Source organism: Desulfogranum japonicum DSM 18378 (assembly GCF_000429945.1).
Classification (GTDB): Bacteria; Desulfobacterota; Desulfobulbia; order Desulfobulbales; family Desulfobulbaceae; genus Desulfogranum; species Desulfogranum japonicum.
The window spans coordinates 12883-32932 of record NZ_AUCV01000059.1; the positions used below are offsets into that span (position 1 = coordinate 12883).

At 44.5% G+C, this 20050-nt stretch carries 13 protein-coding genes and 1 pseudogene; 9 read left to right on the forward strand and 5 right to left on the reverse strand.

The features are described from left to right. The first annotated feature begins 2 nt into the window (after positions 1-2). The 3 genes from G493_RS0120125 to G493_RS30370 all read left to right on the forward strand — a co-directional run bounded on the left by G493_RS0120125 (position 3) and on the right by G493_RS30370 (position 2830). Positions 3-1169 carry a glutathionylspermidine synthase family protein gene (locus tag G493_RS0120125; protein ID WP_028581834.1) on the forward strand — a complete coding sequence of 389 codons (1167 nt, stop codon included), beginning with the start codon at positions 3-5 and terminating at the stop codon, positions 1167-1169. A 225-nt stretch (positions 1170-1394) separates the two neighbouring features. After that, the gene (locus G493_RS0120130; RefSeq protein ID WP_035275358.1) at positions 1395-1589 is read left to right on the forward strand and encodes a hypothetical protein; all 195 of its coding nucleotides are present in this window, start codon (positions 1395-1397) and stop codon (positions 1587-1589) included. Between the two features lie 29 nt (positions 1590-1618). Then, complete coding sequence (locus tag G493_RS30370; RefSeq protein ID WP_051309659.1) at positions 1619-2830, forward strand: TMEM43 family protein; 1212 nt, start codon at positions 1619-1621, stop codon at positions 2828-2830. A 150-nt stretch (positions 2831-2980) separates the two neighbouring features. Here the strand turns inward: G493_RS30370 and G493_RS0120140 are convergent, their stop codons facing one another. Further along, positions 2981-5806 carry an FAD-binding and (Fe-S)-binding domain-containing protein gene (locus G493_RS0120140; protein WP_028581836.1) on the reverse strand — a complete coding sequence of 942 codons (2826 nt, stop codon included), beginning with the start codon at positions 5804-5806 and terminating at the stop codon, positions 2981-2983. Between the two features lie 349 nt (positions 5807-6155). Between G493_RS0120140 and G493_RS0120145 the strand changes: the two genes are divergently transcribed. Both G493_RS0120145 and G493_RS30375 read left to right on the forward strand, forming a co-directional pair. Further along, a complete protein-coding gene (locus G493_RS0120145) occupies positions 6156-7169 on the forward strand; it encodes a hypothetical protein (RefSeq protein ID WP_028581837.1) in 1014 nt (337 codons plus the stop codon). Positions 7170-7613: 444 nt separating this feature from the next. Continuing rightward, on the forward strand, positions 7614-8915 hold the full coding sequence (locus G493_RS30375) for a mechanosensitive ion channel family protein (protein ID WP_161629861.1): 1302 nt from the start codon (positions 7614-7616) through the stop codon (positions 8913-8915). Between the two features lie 135 nt (positions 8916-9050). Here G493_RS30375 and G493_RS30380 read toward each other — a convergent pair whose 3' ends face one another. Then, positions 9051-10016 carry a sugar kinase gene (locus G493_RS30380; RefSeq protein ID WP_051309663.1) on the reverse strand — a complete coding sequence of 322 codons (966 nt, stop codon included), beginning with the start codon at positions 10014-10016 and terminating at the stop codon, positions 9051-9053. Between the two features lie 94 nt (positions 10017-10110). Then, the gene (locus G493_RS30385) at positions 10111-11142 is read right to left on the reverse strand and encodes a LacI family DNA-binding transcriptional regulator (protein ID WP_051309665.1); all 1032 of its coding nucleotides are present in this window, start codon (positions 11140-11142) and stop codon (positions 10111-10113) included. 361 nt (positions 11143-11503) lie between these two features. Between G493_RS30385 and G493_RS0120165 the strand changes: the two genes are divergently transcribed. Beyond that, the gene (locus G493_RS0120165; protein WP_028581838.1) at positions 11504-12133 is read left to right on the forward strand and encodes a bifunctional 4-hydroxy-2-oxoglutarate aldolase/2-dehydro-3-deoxy-phosphogluconate aldolase; all 630 of its coding nucleotides are present in this window, start codon (positions 11504-11506) and stop codon (positions 12131-12133) included. Positions 12134-12326: 193 nt separating this feature from the next. On the opposite strand, the gene G493_RS0120170 is transcribed toward G493_RS0120165, so the two are convergent. Next, entirely contained in the window at positions 12327-14351 is a 2025-nt protein-coding gene (locus tag G493_RS0120170; RefSeq protein WP_205623730.1) for a molybdopterin-dependent oxidoreductase, read from the reverse strand. A gap of 502 nt (positions 14352-14853) precedes the next feature. On the opposite strand from G493_RS0120170, the gene G493_RS0120175 reads away from it, so the two are divergent. The 3 genes from G493_RS0120175 to G493_RS0120185 all read left to right on the forward strand — a co-directional run bounded on the left by G493_RS0120175 (position 14854) and on the right by G493_RS0120185 (position 19207). Then, a complete protein-coding gene (locus G493_RS0120175) occupies positions 14854-16146 on the forward strand; it encodes an NAD(P)-dependent oxidoreductase (RefSeq protein WP_084813689.1) in 1293 nt (430 codons plus the stop codon). 1302 nt (positions 16147-17448) lie between these two features. After that, a complete protein-coding gene (locus tag G493_RS0120180; protein WP_028581841.1) occupies positions 17449-18063 on the forward strand; it encodes a PEP-CTERM sorting domain-containing protein in 615 nt (204 codons plus the stop codon). A gap of 163 nt (positions 18064-18226) precedes the next feature. Continuing rightward, positions 18227-19207 (forward strand): bile acid:sodium symporter, encoded by a 981-nt coding sequence (locus G493_RS0120185; RefSeq protein ID WP_161629862.1) that lies wholly within the window; start codon positions 18227-18229, stop codon positions 19205-19207. 375 nt (positions 19208-19582) lie between these two features. Here G493_RS0120185 and G493_RS0120190 read toward each other — a convergent pair. Then, a pseudogene (locus tag G493_RS0120190) lies at positions 19583-20050 on the reverse strand (hydroxylamine reductase); the annotation flags it as partial.

Sequence of the window (20050 nt, forward strand, 5' to 3'; positions counted from 1 at the left end):
TCGTGTTTCGCGTGCCTATCAGGGAGCGTTCTGACTGGGAAGATCGTGCCGTTGAGTTCGGATTTAAGTTTCACTCCATGTATGGAGAGCGATATTGGGATGAAAGTGCGTATTATCAATTCACCCTCCAACAAATTGAGGAGGATATAGAAGAGCCCACAGAGGAAATTCACCAGATGTGCCTTGCGGTTGTTGAGACTGTTATCAACAACGACCAGCTCTTGCGTCGATTCCGCATTCCTGAGGCACAATGGAATTTTATCCGCAATTCCTGGCTAAACGGAGATCCCAGCCTGTACTCCCGCATTGACTTCGCCTACAATGGCAGCGGACATGCAAAGCTCTATGAAAATAATGCCGATACGCCGACAAGTGCCTATGAAACAGGCTTCTGGCAGTGGCTTTGGTTGAAGGATAATGTTGATGCCGGAATCTTGCCTCTCCATGCAGATCAGTTCAACAGTCTTCAGGAAAAACTCGTTAACCGATTTAAAGATCTCCAGGTACTGACCCCGGAGCGTGCACTTCATTTCAGCTGCTGTAAAGACTCAGAGGAAGATAGGGGAACAGTGCAATATCTTGAAGATTGCGCATCAGCTGCTGGCATCAATACATATTTTGTCTATACCGAAGATATCGGTCGTGACATCGAAGGAAACTTCAGTGACATGGATGACCGGGTCATTTCCTGGATGTTTAAACTATACCCCTGGGAATTTATGTTTGAAGAAGAGTTTGGCCACCTGTTGGGAACTAACAACATTCGTTGGATTGAGCCCCCCTGGAAGAGCATTCTTTCCAACAAAGCTATCCTCCCTGTATTATGGAAAATGTTTCCCCACCACCCCAACCTGCTGCCCGCCTATTTTGAAGATGAGCTGCATATGGCGACAGATTGCACCTCACTGGTTAAAAAGCCTCTTTTTTCCAGGGAAGGTGCAAATATATCCATAATTCAAAATCATTCAGAGGTTGCCTCTTCGCCTGGCCCCTATGGTTCAGAAGGATATATTTACCAGGCAACTCACATGCTGCCACAGTTTGGCGAGAACCATACCCTTGTGGGAAGTTGGCTGGTGAATGACGAGGCTGCAGGTATCTCAATACGGGAGGATTCAAGCCCCATCACACAGGATATGAGCCGTTATCTGCCACATATCATCCTGTAAAAGGAACAATTAGTGTCAAGAAGAACTGTGTTCTGGACGATGCAATGAATAAATCCTATCATTATATGCAGTTATACCATATACTGTAAAAAATACGTCTAAAGTATTTTGGACAAATTGTAGAAAAGTGTACTATTATCAGGCAATAACATGATGCTAATCTCATGCAACATCATGTTTTAACAGAGAGAAAGAATAGGTTTTTCTATGGATCAAGAGAAAATCATGAACGGGTTAACCAAAGAAATACGTTCTGCACTCAAAGCAATGGGCAAAACAAAAGATCCGCATGAAAAAGAAATATATAGCCGGATTATCAAAAACCTTTGTGACTCACAGGGGGTATTTTTCAACCTTGCCAGTGAAATGATGTATTTCGACCTCGACAATGAAATAGATCATTCTGATGTTCCATTCTGAACCATTTCGTTTATCACGGCATTTTCGATATGAGTGAAGACAATTACACCGAAATCACATCGCAGTCCTGGATCAGCAGAATTGGAAAATCTTTTCAAGGAATACTTTTCGGACTGGTGTTAATAGTGGTTGCTGTTTGTCTTCTGGTCTGGAACGAAGGCCGTGCAGTCAAACGCCACAGGACTCTGCAGGAAGGAAGTGGAACTGTAATATCTGTAAACAACAACAAGGTCAATCCGGTCAATGAAGGCAAATTGGTTCATCTCTCTGGCCGAGCTGTAAGCGACGAAATATTACAGGATCCGGTTTTTCAGGTTTCAGCAAAAGCCCTCAAACTGTACCGTAACGTAGAGATGTACCAGTGGGAAGAGTCCACAACGAGCGAAGAACAAAAGAAAATCGGTGGAGGAACAGAACAGGTTACTACCTATACCTACCAGCGTACCTGGAGCGATTCACCCATCGATTCATCGGGTTTCAAAAAATATGAAGGCCATCAAAACCCAAACAGTATGCCCTATTCCGGTATAGAATTTCAGGCCTCTCATGTTACAGTGGGGGCGTTCAGTTTATCGCCGCGGCAGGTTTCAAGAATACAAACAGTTACCCCACTGCTCCTTGATCAAGAGTATTCCGTACCCGAAAGTCTGAAGACAAAAGCCAGGCACAACACGCAAGCTATATATATCGGTGACGATCCTGCACATCCTGTGATTGGGGATATACGCATCAGCTATTCCCAAGTTCTGCCGACTGAAATCAGTATAATTGCACAACAGACAGGCTCATCTTTTATTCCATATCAGACAGAATCGCATGGCAATATCCTGCTGGTTTCCATAGGTACACACAGTGCACAGGAAATGTTCTCCGCCGCCCAACAAAGTAACACCATACTGACCTGGGCGCTTCGACTGTTGGGATACGTTTTCATGGCCATAGGATTGAGATTATTACTGGCACCGTTGGCTGTTCTGTCTGACCTGCTGCCTCTATTGGGGAATATAGTGGGAGCAGGAACAGGTTTGATTTCCGGGCTTATTGCAGCCTTGTTCTCCTGCCTGACAATTGGTATTGCCTGGATTCTGTACAGACCAGTTCTTACAATAATTCTTTTTGTTATTGCTGGAGGCTTAGCATTTCTTACCACTCTGGTTCTACAAAAAAACGGTGCAAAAACAGGTCATGCCCCAGCCCATAATGGACGACCTGCGCCTCCACCACCTCCTCCCGGCAGTTAGTATGGCGGAACTTCGCCTGCAATTACATTTTTGACTATCCCCGAACAACACACCACTCTGGTGAGCACGGTTGACAAACAATATAATTTCAAATAGTTATATATTTATTTAAAAAAATCATGGAAAATGCCCGATAGTAAAAATTCACAGTTAATTTGCTGTGGTTGCGGCATCGACAAGATGTAAAATTGAGCGATAAGGTATGGAACTGTGAACAGCCAACCCGATCTCGCAAGTTTTACTGGTCGAATACCCTGCTTCACACCCTTTCACCTGTGTCTTGAGACCAGCAAGGGCTGACTTGTTCAGTTCAGGAACGGTGAATCCACGGTCCCCTGCGAATCCACAACAATAAATATCCTTGGGCCAGATAACCTCTGTTGCACATTTTTGTGCAAGCTCAAGCAGGCGTTGATCCAATCCCATCTTTATAGTACTGCAGGTGGGATGAATAGCGATTTTCATTTCTTTTTGTTCAAACTGCAGATAATCCATTAACACAGATAACACAAATTCAACTGGCTCATAGAGATGTAATCTGGAATCCACTGTGTTTTTCATACGATACAGACATGGGCTGGTATCACAGAGGATTGGATAGGAACCGTTGTTACTGGCCTTTAACAAAGCATCACTGAGCTCCCTTGCTTTGACATCAGCCTGGTCAGTGAATCCTTTGCTTTCAAAAGCCTGCCCACAACACAGCCCATGGAGGTTTTCAGGATACAGTATGCTGAAACCGGCCTTATGAAGCAAAGATCTGGTCACTTCCGGCAGACTTTCACGAACCTTTTCCTCCCTGGGTGCACCTCCCATAGCCCTGCTGGCACAACTTGGAAAATAAACAACTGTTTTTTCAGCAGATACAATCTGGTCATTTGTATGGTTCAAGGTTGAGCCAACAGGCATTTGCTTGTTCCATAGAGGAATTTTGTGCCTGGAAGCTTTGTGCAGAAAAGAACTCCCCTTTGTCATCAATCCGGTACCTGCAAGTTGATGTACTTTATCAACAGTACCCAAAGTAGCTGAGACGGCCCTGGTTACTCCTGCAAAATGATTCTGAATTGAAGTCGCCACTTTTTTGCTCAGATTGCTGTTAGATTCTTCGCGAAGAGCTTTCACCATTTTACCGGTATCAATCCCTACTGGGCATCTGGTAGCGCATAGGCCATCTGCAGCACAGGTATCTTTCCCCGAATACTGATAGGCTTTCAGATAACGTTTGAGCGCAGAGGTATCGCCATCGGTTTGCATCTGACGACTGATTTCCCTTCTTCCCACTATACGTTGGCGCGGGGTAAATGTCAGATTTTTAGAAGGACAGACCGGCTCACAGAATCCACATTCAATGCAGGTATCAACCAGTTCATGGGTTGGCGGTAGAGGTTTGAGATTTTTGATATGTGCTTCCAGGTCACTATTGAGAATAACCCCTGGGTTAAGGAGGTAATGAGGATCAAAAATAGCTTTAATCTGTTTCATCAGCCCATAGGCAGCCTCACCCCACTCTTTTTCCACGAATGGAGCCATGTTTCGCCCTGTACCATGTTCAGCCTTGAGAGATCCATCATATTTTTCCACCACCATCTTAACCACATCGTCCATGAAGTTTCTGTAGCGAACAACCTCTTCCTGGATAGAAAAATCCTGTGTGAAGACAAAGTGCAGGTTACCATCCAGGGCATGGCCGAAAATGATGGCTTCATTGTACCCGTACTGTGTAAACAGATACTGGAGATCCATGGCAGCGGCGGCCAGATGTTCACCTGGAAAAGCTACATCTTCTATAATCACTGTCGTTCCTATCTGACGAATGGCTCCAACAGCAGGAAAAAGCCCTTTGCGTATGGTCCACAGTTTATTGAACTCCTCTGGAATGGATGTAAACTCTATTTCTCTTTCCACTGGGAGGTGAACAAGGGCTGTACAGATGGCATCTATCTGTTGCTCAAGCTTTTCCTGTGACTCGGCCCGGGTTTCCACAAGAAGAGCGGTAACCGTGCTTCCAAGTTCCTTCAGGTAGCCTGGCATACCTTCCTTGTCCTGTACAGAGGCCAGGCCCGCTCTGTCAATAAGTTCGGCAGCAGCCACAGGTTGTTTCTGTAATATGGGAATTGCGTCGCAGGCAGTCTTGACATCCGGATACAGAATAAGTGCACTGGCCTTGTGCTTATGTTCAGTAACGGTTTTGTACACAACATCAGCAATGAATCCCAGGGTACCTTCGGAGCCTATCATGAGATGCTGCATAATCTCAAAAGGATCGGAAAAATCAATCAGTGCATTGAGACTGTAACCAGTGGTGTTTTTTATTTTAAATTTGTAGCGTATGCGCTCGTGGAGTTCATTATTGCCAAGAACTTCCTCTCTCAGCGTACTGAGTTTCTTCAATATATGACTGTGACTTTTTGCAAATGCAGCTTTGCTGGAATCATCCCCGGTATCAATAACAGTGCCATCCGCAAGGATAATTCGCATGGTATCCAGGGTTTTATAGCTGTTTTCCTCGGTTCCACAACACATACCGCTGGCATTATTTGCCAATATGCCACCAATTTTAGCACTTTCTATGGATGCTGGATCTGGGCCGATCTTTTTCCCAAACTGTGCGAGCACCCGATTGGCCTGGCCCCCTATTATGCCTGGCTGAAGTTGTATTCTGGTAGCCTTATCAAAAACACGAAACCTGTTCCAGCCTTCTCCAAGACGCACCAGAATTGAATCTGTGATTGCCTGGCCGGAGAGACTGGTACCAGCTGCACGAAAAGTGACAGGTAATTTCCGAAAATTTGCTTCCTGTATAATCAAGCGAACTTCATCTTCATCCTTAACATTTACGACTATCTTAGGGATTAAGCGGTAAAAGCTTGCATCAGTCCCGTAAGTGAGCGTATGCAACGGATCTGTAATAATCTGAGAATCGTCGATGGTTTGAGATATGGCATCTAAGAATAATTGATAACTGTGCGGTAGCATAGAATCCCCTTAATAGCAATGAGAGTAATTATTAACACAATAAGGAGGTATAGCCGAAAAATCTATAAAGAAAAATAGCCTGTAACATGTACTTTAACACAATGATATTCTGGACAAATTCCCCATACACCACAAGGAAAACAATCTCAATTCAACAAATATTTACTGGCGCGTTTTTAAATCAAGCTATACTCAAAGGCGTTGTTATCCGTAAAAAAAGCTTGAGGAACAACGCCTGGCATCCTATGTTACAATAGTAATATAGAGTTCCGGGATTCTCAAAAGAGGCCTTCATAAAATCATAACAATTTGAAAAAACTACACAAATAATCGAGCAACCTTACCATTCATGAGTGCCCCTAAAGCCATCATTGATAATGAATTGATACGGGAAATAATTTCCATTCGGACAAATACTCTGTGGAAAATGCTGGCAATGGAAGCCCAACAGCTCATGCCAGATGTCCATGAAGAGGGGGCAACCGGAAAATTCGATAATAAAGGTGCCATTTTCATCCCTGGGGGCCTTGTTACCCATGATGTTGATGAAAATCCCATCTCATATCAGCCATATCCTGAAAAATCAGCAGATGCTTTTCGAAAATCCATTCGCCAGGCCATGTACTACGATAATGCAACCCTGCTTTCACCTGAAGGTATAGCTTCTGGAATCACTATTGACGGTGGTTTTTTTTCAAGAGCAGCCCGCAGGGTCATTACTTTCAAGAAAGCTGCATTACGAAGAAAAAAGAAAATAGACTCGTATCGACATTTCGAAGTTCATTCCCATGATATTATCCGCAGCCATTGCCCTTCCTACTTTAAACCTCCATACGGCTCACGAACTCGAATCAGCAGCTATGTGGCCATTGCTTTGATTGAACCGGCAATGTTTTATTCCTATTACCTGTCCAGCCTGAATTTGGATAATGATCAAAAACGAACATATACACAACAATTCGACAATGTACGAGACGTAGCTAAAGCCTCTGATGGCACAATACTATATGCTCCTCAAATCGTCGTTTGTCACGACTCCAGGTATAGCAAATTACACTATACCGGCTTGACACGCATTCTTGGTATAGGAAAATTTGGAGAATTTGCCACTTTCAGTTTGGAAGAACTCACCAAATCACTGCAAAGAGAATGTAAACGTAAAGGCATTGAATACCAGAATGAAGATATTTTCGCACACTACAACGATCGTCAACTCGTCGGAATTTTGAGAGTATACGCCAGCACTACACCGGGCAGACGTTCTAAAAAATATCAATTGCACGTACTGTCCCCAGAGAGGGATCTGGGAATAGACGTGCGGGAAATTGAAAAAGAGGCACGCGAACAGTACCAGATACTTTAGGGCCACGAAAAAAATAAAGTATCCAATCTTGCTTGTCTCTCAACTCGGTAATGTCGTAGCGTCAATGACTCAATACGGCCAGTATGGAACCCTTGAAGCGACGACGTTACCAAACCGATACCCTACGCAATTTTTGAATAATTATTATTTTCCGCGCCCCTTAAGCCTTTCCAAAACAACACTTATTTTACGATGCAGTATATCAATACTTATCTCGCCGACGTATATGCTACTCATCCAATACTTAGTATTTTTTTCGTTTCAATTATACTCACTGGCATCCCTGTACACAGATGGAAGTCTGTGCAAAAAATAGCCAAACAATTTCCGCTTACATTTTCAGTAGTTGAGCTCTGTTGTGTGCCGATAGCATTTATTATTTGTCATGGTGCTCTCTTCTATGGCTATACCAATCTGTCTGGACTGCCTCACGATACCTGGCCAATGTCATTTTCGACGATGCTCTTCTTTCTTGTTGTCAGCTGGTACACAGCTAAACTGGCACATACGTTTCTTATTCGAAAATATATTTCAAAGGGCAACTCTTCAAGCAATGCAGTCTCAGGGCTTATCAAAGGTGTGTTGTACGGCAGTTGTATTCTATTAGGCCTTGGCCTCTTTCTGCGACAGCAGGGTTACTCTTTTACCGGAGTGTGGATTTCTACAGGTATGGCTACGGCTCTACTTGGTTTTGCCCTCCAACAGACATTGGGAGATTTTTTCTCAGGCATAGCCATGGGCCTTGAAGGAGGGGTTCGTATAGGCGACTGGATTAAACTTGAAGATGGCCGTCAGGGGGTTGTCATTGATATTAACTGGCGCTCATTCTGGCTCCATGACTGGGATAATACGACACATATTATCCCTAATTCAAAACTCGCAAAACAAGGGTTTAATAACCTGGGCGATGAATATACCTACTTTAACCCCTGGTACAGCATCAAGTTACCACAGGAAATTGAACCACGATTTGCCAAACAACTTCTTCTGGAAGGGATTTACAGGTGCAAGCACGTGTTAAAACATCCACCGCCTGTTGTCCGCCTGGAAGATGCCTCTACCATACCTTACACCTACATGTGCTGGGTTTATTTTCCGAACTATCCTGCCATGTTCCGTGGTCGAGACGAATTGTTCAGCGAAATACATCATGTACTCCAACAGGCAGGAGTATCACCAAGCGCCGTTACCCATGAGTATCGTCTACGAAAAGCAGAAATACCTGTTGCCGAACCACCAACAATTCAACTGGCTCTGAAAAGTCAAAAAATATTTGCTCAACTGCCGGATGACGAAATTGAAGCTCTTGCCAACGTCAGCAACCAGGTACACTATGAGGCCGGTTCAGAAATACAGTATGAAGACGCCCCTGATTCTTTTGATATTATAACCAGTGGTGTTGTCGAAGTCTCAATGGATCTCTACAGCGGAAGACGCGTTGTTACAGGTGAACTTGGGCCCGGAGATAGTTATGGACTGGTTTCCATGTTCAGTGAACAACCGATCACCACCATCTGGGTGGCACAGACCGATGTCACTTTGATTCGTATTGATATGGAGAGCATGAAATCCTTGATGCAAAAACATCCCAGCCTTACAGATAGAATTGCCGCAGTTGTCAAGCAACGTCAAGATGAAGCAGAGTTGATGAATAAACAGGAATATAATGAAGCCGGGCAATCCAGCATTCAAGAGATAAAAAGATACATCAGATACATGCTGAAGCGAAAGACCAAGTCGAGATAAAAGTCGATACTTTATTTTTTTCGTGGCCCTAAACCTAGAAGTCTGTCGGAGAAAGCTCTTTCTCCGACAGACTTCTGGTTCAGGTATCCATTTTCCTGTAAAAATATGAATGCATTGCCCTCAAAAAGAGGGAAATCAATTATCCTGCTTTGTGCAACTGCAAATATCTTTTCCTGTAACAGGTATACCTTCCCTCGGCACAACCGCTCCCTTATGACTGACCACATATGCTGCAGTGGCATGTGCCATTCTGGCTGCTTCTCCGGGAGGACACCCAAAATACCTTGCTGTCAAATATACACCTCCAAAGGAATCCCCTGCCGCGGTGGTATCCACTACCTGAGTTACTGTTCCAGCCGGTACCTGTTGCTCACTGTCATGAATAAAAATGGTACATGGATTGGCACCATCTTTGAGCACAATTTCCCTGGCACCTTTCTGTCGGAGGATTGAGCCAACCTCAGCTCCCTGGCCTCCATCTAACAGGTCTGCAGCTTCTTCTGTGGTTAAAAACACTATTTCGCTCAAGGCATAAACTTCGGCATATACACTCTTTGCCTCTTCGATGGATTTCCACAACCGGGGACGATAGTTGCAATCAAAATAAATGCGCACGCCCTGAGATGCCAGTTCTTTAAGACGAGTAATTAATATCTTTCGACTCTGCGGGGTAAAAATCGCAAGACTGATGCCACTCAAATAAATGGCGTTATATTTTGCAAGTTGCTCTAACAGCGCTTTACTTTCAGGGTATTCAAAACATTTTTTTGCAGCGGCAGTACTTCTCCAGTAGTGAAAAATGCGCTCGCCGCGTTCATCGGTTTCGATGTAATACAGGCCAGGCATTTCTCCTGCTATGCGTTGCACCAGGGCACTTCCTACGCCTTCCTTTTCCCAGAATTGAATCATACGTCCACTGAAACTATCTGCACCAACGGCGGTTATGTACTCCACCGTCATGGGCAATTCAGCGCTCAAACGGGCACAATATATGGCTGTATTCAAAGTGTCTCCACCAAAGGTCTGGCGAATCACGCCTGGTTCAATTTCCTGAAGTTCAATCATGCATTCGCCAATCAGGCCGAGTTGTAAAGATTTCATTGCGCCATTCTCAAAAATAGATTTGGTAAAAGTTTCTTCCCTCAGATTTTCACTTCAGCATTGTAACGAATTTGGCTGTAGCCGATATCCATACCTATAAAGGTATTGGGCGAGCTCCGCAGGATTGTCTGATCACCAACTCAGCATGTAAACGAATTTGCTGTACAGGCGCTTCAGGCTGCCTTATTCTACGCAACAGCAATTCAGCGGCCTTTTTACCAATTTCACCTTTACATGTTCGCATGGTGGTCAATTGCACATACCCTCTGGCTGCTTCGTCTATATCATCGCAGCCGACGACAGCCAGATCTCTACCGGGCACCATACCTTTTCGGTGCATGGCTGAAAGTAAGCCAAAGGCTATCAAATCGGTAAAAGCGATCACTGCTGTCGGCATTTTTAAAGTGGTTTGCAAAATAGCAAAGGCCTGCTCCCCTCCTGCGGGAGATGTCAAGACATCGAGAACCAGAGCAGGATCCACAGAAAGACCATGCTCCTTCATTGCCTGAAAAAACCCTTCCCGTCTATTCTGGGAGACCATGGCCTGCTGCCCTCCACCAACCATGGCAATTCTCGTGTGTCCGAGTGAAATCAAATGGTTGGTGAGTGCCCTGAAAGCAGCGACATCATCATTTCCTACAAAATCAAGCTCAGCACCTTCAATATTTCGTGCAATCAGGACAGTTGGTAAACGATTTATTCTTATGGATTGCAGATCCTCCATGCCTGTGCCGTCTACGGGACTCATGATAAGCCCGTCTCCACGATGTTCTATCAACGCTTTGATAAATCGCAACTGGTGGTCCCGAGACTCCCTGGTACTAGAAAGAAAAGCCAGTCGGTTGGCAGATCGCAATACAGCTTCACATTCAGTGCACACCTCGGCAAAATAGGGATTAGTAATATCGTGCACAGCAATACCAACCGTAAGTGAATGTCCTGTGCTTAAGCTGGCTGCTCCACGATTATAAACATAGCCAAGTTCTTCAACCGCACGTAAGATATTTTGCCGGGTTTTTACAGCCACCCTTGGATCATTGTTTATTGCCAGCGAAACTGTCGCCTTGGAAATCCCGAGCAGGGATGCAATATCTCCAAGTGTTATATTTTTTTTTCGTCCGGCCATACTCTATGGTTTCCGCCTGTATTGAGTCAGTTTTCCTTTTCAGTTATCACCTTGTGCAATTTCTGTCAATAATTTTTAAACCGGTTTAAATCAGTTGACAGAGCTGTATATCGAAGGCTAGATTAATGTCGGACACGTTCTCGTTACCATAGATTTTTTGACCGTTTTCACATAAGGATCACGGAAAAAATAAATTATCCAATGTTGCCTGTCTCTCAACTCGGTAACGTCCTAGCGTCAATGGCTCATACGGCCAGTGGAAACATTGACGCTGCGATGTCACCAAACCGATATCCTACGCATTTTTTGGATATTTATTATTTTCCGCGACACTAAAACAACCTCATACATTGATGGTATTATGTTAAGCTTATTGACCAGACTTGAAAAAACCAGGCTTGTACCCGTTGTCAGTCTCCCGTCTGTTGAGGCGGCCCTGTCCCTGGCAGAAATTTTATTGCAATGTAACCTCCCCGTAGTAGAAGTAACTTTTCGAACACCACATGCAGCGGCTGGTATTGCCGCAATTAAAAACAATTTTCCCCAGATTGAATTGCTTGCAGGGACTATTCTTACACCCAAGCAGGCCGATAGCGCATTGGAAGCAGGTGCGACTGCCATTGTCTCTCCAGGATTTTCTCCGCAACTTGCCGCTCACTGCACCTCACAAAATGTTCCGTTTTTTCCAGGTGTCTGCACTCCCTCCGAGGTACAGACGGCATTAGAGTCAGGCTGTGACAGATTGAAATTCTTTCCTGCAGAAAAAATGGGCGGAACAGGCATGCTCTCTCTGTTCAGATCTTTATATAAAGAAGTTTCATTCATGCCTACCGGCGGAATCAGCCTGAATAACATAAAGGACTACTTGCAACTCGACAATGTGCTTTGCTGCGGTGGCTCATGGCTTTGCCCGGAACAGTTGATGGCAGAGAATAAATGGGAGGAAATTAAAAGTCGGGTCAGAAAAGCTGTGCAGGTTGTCAATACTTGATCATAAACTTCAAAAAATCTCCAGCTTATCCAAACCTGAAACGAACGAGGCACTTGAAATATATATCTTATAAAAAAAAGATAGACCTCTCACGGTCAGTCACCGGAATAGCCCAGCCTGAAGAGGATACTGGTCATCCCCCATCCTGTTCAGGCTGAACGTACGAACAATCACTCATACTCTTTTTAATGGATTACCCCTCTTTATCACCTTGTACTTCCACAGCTACATCATAGAGGGTGGCCCCATTGCCTTTATCAGTCAACCGCTGGGACATCAGCGCATTGACACCATTTTCCCCTGCAACGAAATCCAACCACCAGAGCCCTTCCGTCACTACTGTTCCAGGGATAGTTCTCTCACTCACACTCAACGTGAAACGAACGCTCCCATAGTCATTAAATGCCGTCACCTGTTGCCCGTCAACCAATTCTCTGACCTCTGCATCTTCAGGATGCATCAGAAGGCACATAACAGCTTGCTTTGCACGCAAACCATCCTGCTCATAAAAAGTTGAGTTTAAACTGTACCGACTGGGTGCGGACTGCAGAAGTAATGGAAATGAGTCATACGCAGCATGGGTAGACAGTATCCTTGGTAATGGTTCAGATTCACGAACATTAAGAATCTCTATCTTTCCCGACGGAGTAAGCCATTGAGATTTGGGGTCTGTGGGCACATTCAGAACCACAGCTTTTCCCTGCTGTAAACGTTCATTGGTTCCTTTATCCCTCCAGGCATTCTCGTCAGCCAGCAATTCTCCTATCAAGTCAGTGGCCTGTTTGGTAAAAAACGGTTCATTCCATCCCATTCCCTCTGCAAGCATCTGAAAAACCTGCCAGTTGGATTTGGCCTGTCCAACCGGTGCAATGATGGCTTTGCCAAGTTGTGCGCAATAGTGGCCATAGGAACGGTATAAATCGTCATGCTCCAGTGAAGTTGTGGCTGGCAACACTATGTCTGCAAATCTGGCAGTATCAGTCATGAAGCGCTCATGGACAACAGTAAAAAGATCTTCTCGCCTAAGCCCTTCATGAATGGCACATTGATCAGGTGAAACCAGTGCAGGGTTGGCATGATACACATACAGAGAGTGTACTGGTGGAGTGAAGGTGCCTGAAAGGGCAGCACCAAGTTGGTTCATATTGATAACCCTCGTTGACTGTTTCATGAAATCAGGGCGTACGATTTTGTGCATGGCGAAAGCAGCCCCGGTCGAGGTTCCACCAAACACTCCCCCACCACTTCTCGTCCATGCTCCTGTTAAAGACGGTAAACAGGTAATCGACCTGACTGCCATGGCACCGTTTCCATACCTGGAAAGACCATTACCCAAACGAATAAACGGTGCTTCTGCAGCAGCATATTGGCTGGCCATCCGTTCTATTACTGCAGAAGGAATCCCGGTAAGCACCGACATTTTTTCAGGAGAACAATCAGACAATACAGTCTGGGTGAGTTCTTGGTAACCGAGTACGTTTTCACTAATGAAGCTGGTATCTGTCAGATTGTCGCGTACCAGGACATGCATCATCCCCAGAACCAGGGAGGTATCAGAACCAGGCTTCAACAGAAAGACTTCATCGGCCAATTCGGCAGTGGCCGTCATATACGTATCAATCACCCATATTTTAGCCCCTTGCCTTTTTGCCAGTAAAGCATCCCGCATGGTATGTATGCTTGTTGCTGCGGCATTAATACCCCAGAGAATAACCAGATCACTCTGAAGAATCTCCTCTGGTTGCATACCTGGCGTTTCCCCCATAACCGTTGACCACCCAGCTCCTTTGGCCGCTGAGCAGATTGTTCGCTCAAGTTGTGACGCTCCCAGATAATGAAAAAATGCGTGCCCTGCATTTCGCTGAACCATCCCCATGGTTCCCCCATAGGAGTATGGTAATATAGCTTCAGTTCCGTACTTCATAGAGATATTTTGCCAGGTTTCGCAGACTCGTTGGATAGCCTCCTCCCATGATATCGGGGTAAACCTCCCTTCTCCTTTTTTCCCTGTCCTGAGTAAAGGAGTGGTCAATCTTCCTGGAGAGTGAACCGTTTTCCCATAACTATGCATCTTCGGGCAAATAAAGCCTTGGGTGACAGGATGAGCAGGATCTCCGGCAACGCTTAAAACAGTGTCACCTTCCACTGTAATCAGGAGTCCACAGGCATCCGGACAATCATATGGGCAAACAGATGTAAGAATTTGTCTTCTATTCACGCTACACACCATAGTTTATTGAACGTAACTGCTCACAGTGCCCCTGATCTTTCCGTGATCAGTCTGGCATACGTATGGGTCTATACCCAGCGCCCGCTTGCTTGCGAAAACCTCAGGCACCCTGTGAGGGGTTACAAATGCAGGAGAGTTTCCAGGTTTAGTTACTCACCCTATGAATAGTTACCATTGAACAATATACTTGCTTGCAGTCAGATTTATTTTCTCTTTCTACAAAAATGATTATCATTATGCTATTCTTATTCCGAGGAGGTACACTTACCGGTTATGCCTTCCTCTGAAAGAAAAACGGTATTCGTAACTGCTTACAGTGCACCTGATCTTTCAGCGATCAGCCTGGCTTACGTATGGGGCTATACACTGCGCCAGCCTGCTTGCAAAAAACTCAGGCACCCTGTAACCAGTTACAAATACAGGAGGGTTGCCAAGTTTAGTTACTTACCCTATGTGTCGTTTCCGATATTCTCATTTAATATATACTGCCATGCCACATTCCTCCAATGTTAATCAACATTGTATCGATACACATGTTATAAGAGCTAACCAGGGCGAAGCCCAACGGTGTGTACTTTGTAAAAAACCACATTGCCAGGTCGGTTGCCCCATTGATACGCCAATTCCTGAAATTGTAAAATTGTATCGTGAAGACAAACTGCTGGATGCTGGAAAAATCCTTTTTGAAAACAACCCATTATCTGTTATTTGCGCATTGGTGTGTGTCCATGAGGATCAATGCAAAGGCAATTGTGTGCGTGGCAAAAAGGGCGAACCAATACGGTTTCATGAAATCGAGTACGAGATTTCACTCAGATATCTCGAACAGGTTCAATTTCCGAAAGTTACGCCAACCAAGGCCCGTATTGCGGTTGTAGGAGGTGGACCGGCAGGTATCACCGTGGCATACCTGCTGGCAAGAAACGGATATAATGTAACCTTATTTGATGCCCACGACAAAATCGGGGGAGTGCTGCGCTATGGCATTCCAGAATATCGATTGCCAAAAAGGATTATCGATCTTCTTGAAAATGAACTCTATGCCATGGGAGTAAAAATCCGACCAAATACCATGATTGGCCCGGTTATCTCACTGGACAGACTTTTTGAGGATGGCTATAAAGCTGCTTTCATCGGAACAGGCGTGTGGAATCCCAGAACATTGGGCATCAAAGGGGAAACGCTGGGCAATGTGCATTATGCCATCGACTATCTCAAATCCCCGAATGTGTATCGATTGGGAAAACGGTTGGCAGTTATCGGTGCTGGAAACGTAGCCATGGACGTAGCCCGAAGCGCTAAAAGGAACGGGGTACCCGAAGTAACCATTATCTATCGTAAAAACTTTGAACAAATGCCTGCAACCAGACATGAACTTGAACAAGCTCGTTCAGAAGGTATTCGTTTCTTGCTGCAACGTGCCCCCATTGAATTAACCGAAACAGGTTTGCGCCTTGCGGTGCAGGAACAGGTATCAGGAGAAAACGGCAGCATGAACTGGCGCGATAGGGGAATTGCAGAAGAGTTTTTTGCCTGCGATACCATTATTATTGCTGTCAGCCAGGTTCCTAAAACCAACATCGTTTCCAGCACCACAAAACTCAACACCAATCGAATGGGATTACTGATAACTGATGACAAAGGTAACACCACCAAGGAGGGAACCTTTGCCTCAGGCGATGTGGTTACTGGAGCTAAAACCGTGGTGGAGGCGGTTGTGCAGGCAAAAGTAGTGGCCGAGACCATAGACAGATACTGCAGGGAAAATGGGTACAATACATAATAATACTCATCCCCCTCTGTCTCTCTTTTAGGGCTGCGGAAAAAATAAATTATCCAATCTAGCGTGTCTCTCAACTCGGTAACGTCGTCGCGTCAATGACTCACAATACGGCCAGTATGGAACCATTGACGCGACGACGTTACCAAATCGATACCCTACACAATTTTTAAATATTTATCATTTTCCTCCACCCTTGCACCGAGCCAGGCATACTGCTCGTAAACCTTGTCTGCAATTCTTAGTGATTTTCTGTTTGGTCATAGTACAGAATGAACGATCAGACGTGCCCAATTTTTTGAAAAACAGTGGTCAGTATAATTGGCTAAATTCATAAATTTAGTCTTTTCCGTAATTTTTTTCCTAAAATACGGAATACAAAAAGGGTTGCATTTCACATTTTTTTGCATACAAATCAATTTGTTATATCAAAACAAGCAATATCCGTATTGTATAATGTACAGCCATTGTTTACAAAAATGATCTTCAATATACAGATTACGGATACGTATCAAGTCGAAATATACCGATGTCCATCGTTATATGGATATATGATACATGAACTGGTTACAGCTTGTTAAGGTTTCTGCAAGCAGGCTGTTGCAGCATACTGGCCATACGTACGCCAGGCTGAACGCGGAAAGATTAGATGTGCTGTGAGCAGTTACCATACGATAGAACATCTCCCTGAGCTACCTTGCACATAAAAAGCTAATATACAATAACACGTTACACATCAAATCCTTTTCCCTCTTTTGTTCATTTTCTCTATATCAGATTCTTTCTGTGCTTCCCCTTATACCTTTTGCGTAACCGATCACGGGTGCTTCAGATTTGAGCAAGCGCGGTTTTTCGCAGGTAAGCGAAGACTCCGGTAGGCTATTTATGTGTGAAACCGGCGGTCGTGCAAAGAGATAAGCGACCAGCGAGAGACTTCGTGGAATACCTGTGATCAATTACCCTTTTGCTCGGTAAGCACGGACACTTGATGCTCATCTTTTCCCAATAGATCCATAGTGAATTCAATTCAATACATTAGTGTGCCTTTTACCGCTACAGCGAGCAGTATATTTTTCCGAATTAACGAAATTCCAGCTGGTTTTCTCACGATTGACGTACATATTCAAACCGGTACACCCAGAAAGGTGAATAGAGAACAACAGTAATAGGCCAATTACACTCCACATTATATATAAGCGAAGAAAATACCTGTTCAAAGGCACTTTTCTTGCAAAGCAATGTGTAAGAAAGAGTAAGTATTGGTAAGTCTCTTTTTAAGTACACCTCAAGCAATAGGGAGGGATTATGAAAAAAGCAGCGTTATTCCTACTGTCGTTTTTACCAATCGGGGTATTAAATGCAAATGCAACACCGTTTACAGTAAACCTTGATACTGAAATAAGCGGTGCAACACCGGCTTCAGCTCCCATCGTACTCACCTTTGATGATTCGGTTTCGGGCACAGTATCAATAACAATGGATGCCTCCTCATTAACTTTAGGGGAAGCTATAACAGGTATATATTTAAATTATACAGGAGACCTCAGCGTCCTCACTTCATTTTCATCCAGTGTTGATCCTAGCGTCCCTACTGTATCCATGGCTTATGATTCCTATAAAGCGGACGGAGACGGCTTTTTTGATATCCTGCTAGAATGGGGTGTAAATGATTTTGACGCTGGTGAAATTTTCAGCATCGATTTTATGGCACCAGGTATCATGGCTGACTACTTTAATGCCTTCAGTGTTCCTGGAGGAGGAAATGGCACCTGGGTTGCGGCCGCACATGTCCAAAGCATTGGCGATGGAGATTTCAGTGGTTGGATGGCAGGTACCACAAGTCAGGTTCCCGAACCTGCTACCATGCTTTTATTTGGAGCGGGAATTGCGGGACTTGCAAGTCTGAGAAGAAAAAAATAATACATTTATCAGCATCATAAAAAAATAGCAGAGGCTTTAGCCTCTGCTTTTTTATTGCCCGGTTATCTCGTTATATGTAAAGGTGTGATCATCAAAAAATACAACCCTCCTGATATAATCAACAAGATTCAGCTTCACTTATGATTTTGCACTTGGTGTTTTGGTGACTCTCTTAAAAAAATACTGGTTCTTCCTCGGTATACTTACGGTCTCCACTCTGCCGCTGCTCGACAAGTCTGATCAAACAGCCAGCCTGGGGTCATGGTTCAAGATGCACCATGGGCCTGAAGGAAGTATATTCCTCGTCTTTATCTTCTCTGGATTAATGGTACAATCCAGGCAAATTATAGCAGGTATGGCAGATGCAAAGGGAACAGCAGCTTCACTGGCTATTACCTTTCTCGTCGCCCCAGCCATTGCCCGTCTATGGAGCGTGTTTCCTCTCCCAGAGAGCATCTATACAGGGATAATACTCATTGCCATTATGCCGAGTACCTTAAGTAGTGGTGTTATTATGACGGGACTTGCAGGCGGCAATTCTATCCATGCACTTCTAATCACCATTCTTGGCAATATTATGGCCATTTTTACTATCCCTGTAACACTCCAATGGCTTATGAGCGGTGACAATATACAAACAGGTAATATGGAGTTTGCCCAGTCGAGCTTGATGTTGAAAATCGCATTACTGGTTGTTATCCCTCTCGCCGTGGGAGTTACCTGGAGAAAGGCCTTTCCAACTACTGTAAAACGCTTTACACCTTACGCAGGCATATTTAGCCAGATAAGCATCCTTTTCATCATCTGGATGGCCATATGTAATGGAAAAAACGATGTCGTCCAGGGTGGTATCGTCTTTATTGCAATCATACTTCTTAGTACAGGTCTTTTTCATTGTATGTTAATACTGGTTGGGATGTATATATCCCACCTATGCGACATACACAAAGGACGAAGAGAAAGTGTAATTATCATGGGAGGACAAAAAACATTACCTTTAAGCCTGATTATACAATCATCTTTATTTCCTGATTTAGGCCTGGCAGCTGTTACCTGTGTTCTACACCATATTCTCCACCTGGCAGTAGACGCATTTCTGGTTCAATATCTTAAACAAAAAGGTAACTGCTCACAGCGCACCTAATCTTTGGTGATCAGCCTGACTTACGTAATTCCTGCCTGTTTATTGCCCACTCTCCCAAAAAAAATGCATCAAACCACAGGTACCCCACGAAGTCTCCCGCTGGTCGCTTATCTCTTTTCACGATCGCGGTTTCCCCCACAGATAGCCTTCCGGAGTCATCGCTTACCTGCAAAAAACCGCAATTGTCCAAATCTGAAGCAACTGCAACCAGTCACAACTCAAAACTAATTGAAATATCCAAAAATTGCGTAGGATATCGGTTTGGTAACGTCGTCGCGTCAATGTTTTCATACTGGTCGTATTGAGTAATTGACGCGACGACGTTACCGAGTTGAGAGACAAGCAAGATCGGATAATTTATTTTTTCCGTGCCCCTTAACCAAGTATAGCTTGCAGGTCTTCGTCAGGTGTGGAGATTGGCATGATATTGAAATTCTCCACTAACACATTGAGAACATTTGGGGTCACAAACGCCGGTAAACTTGGCCCGAGTCGTATACCCCTGATTCCCAGGGAAAAGAGTGATAGTAGAATAACGACTGCCTTTTGTTCATACCAGGAAAGAACCAGTGATAAGGGGAGATCGTTAACTCCGCAATCAAAAGCATCGGCCAGTGCCATGGCAATTTTCACTGCGGAATAGGCATCGTTGCATTGACCTACATCGAGCAGCCTTGGAATTCCTCCTATATCGCCCAGTTTTTTGTCAAAAAAGCGGAACTTACCGCACGCCAGAGTAAGAACCATGCAGTCCTCTGGAACTTTTTCGACCAGCTCAGTGTAATAGTTGCGCCCAGGCTTGGCACCATCACAGCCACCTACCAGGAAGAAATGACGGATAGC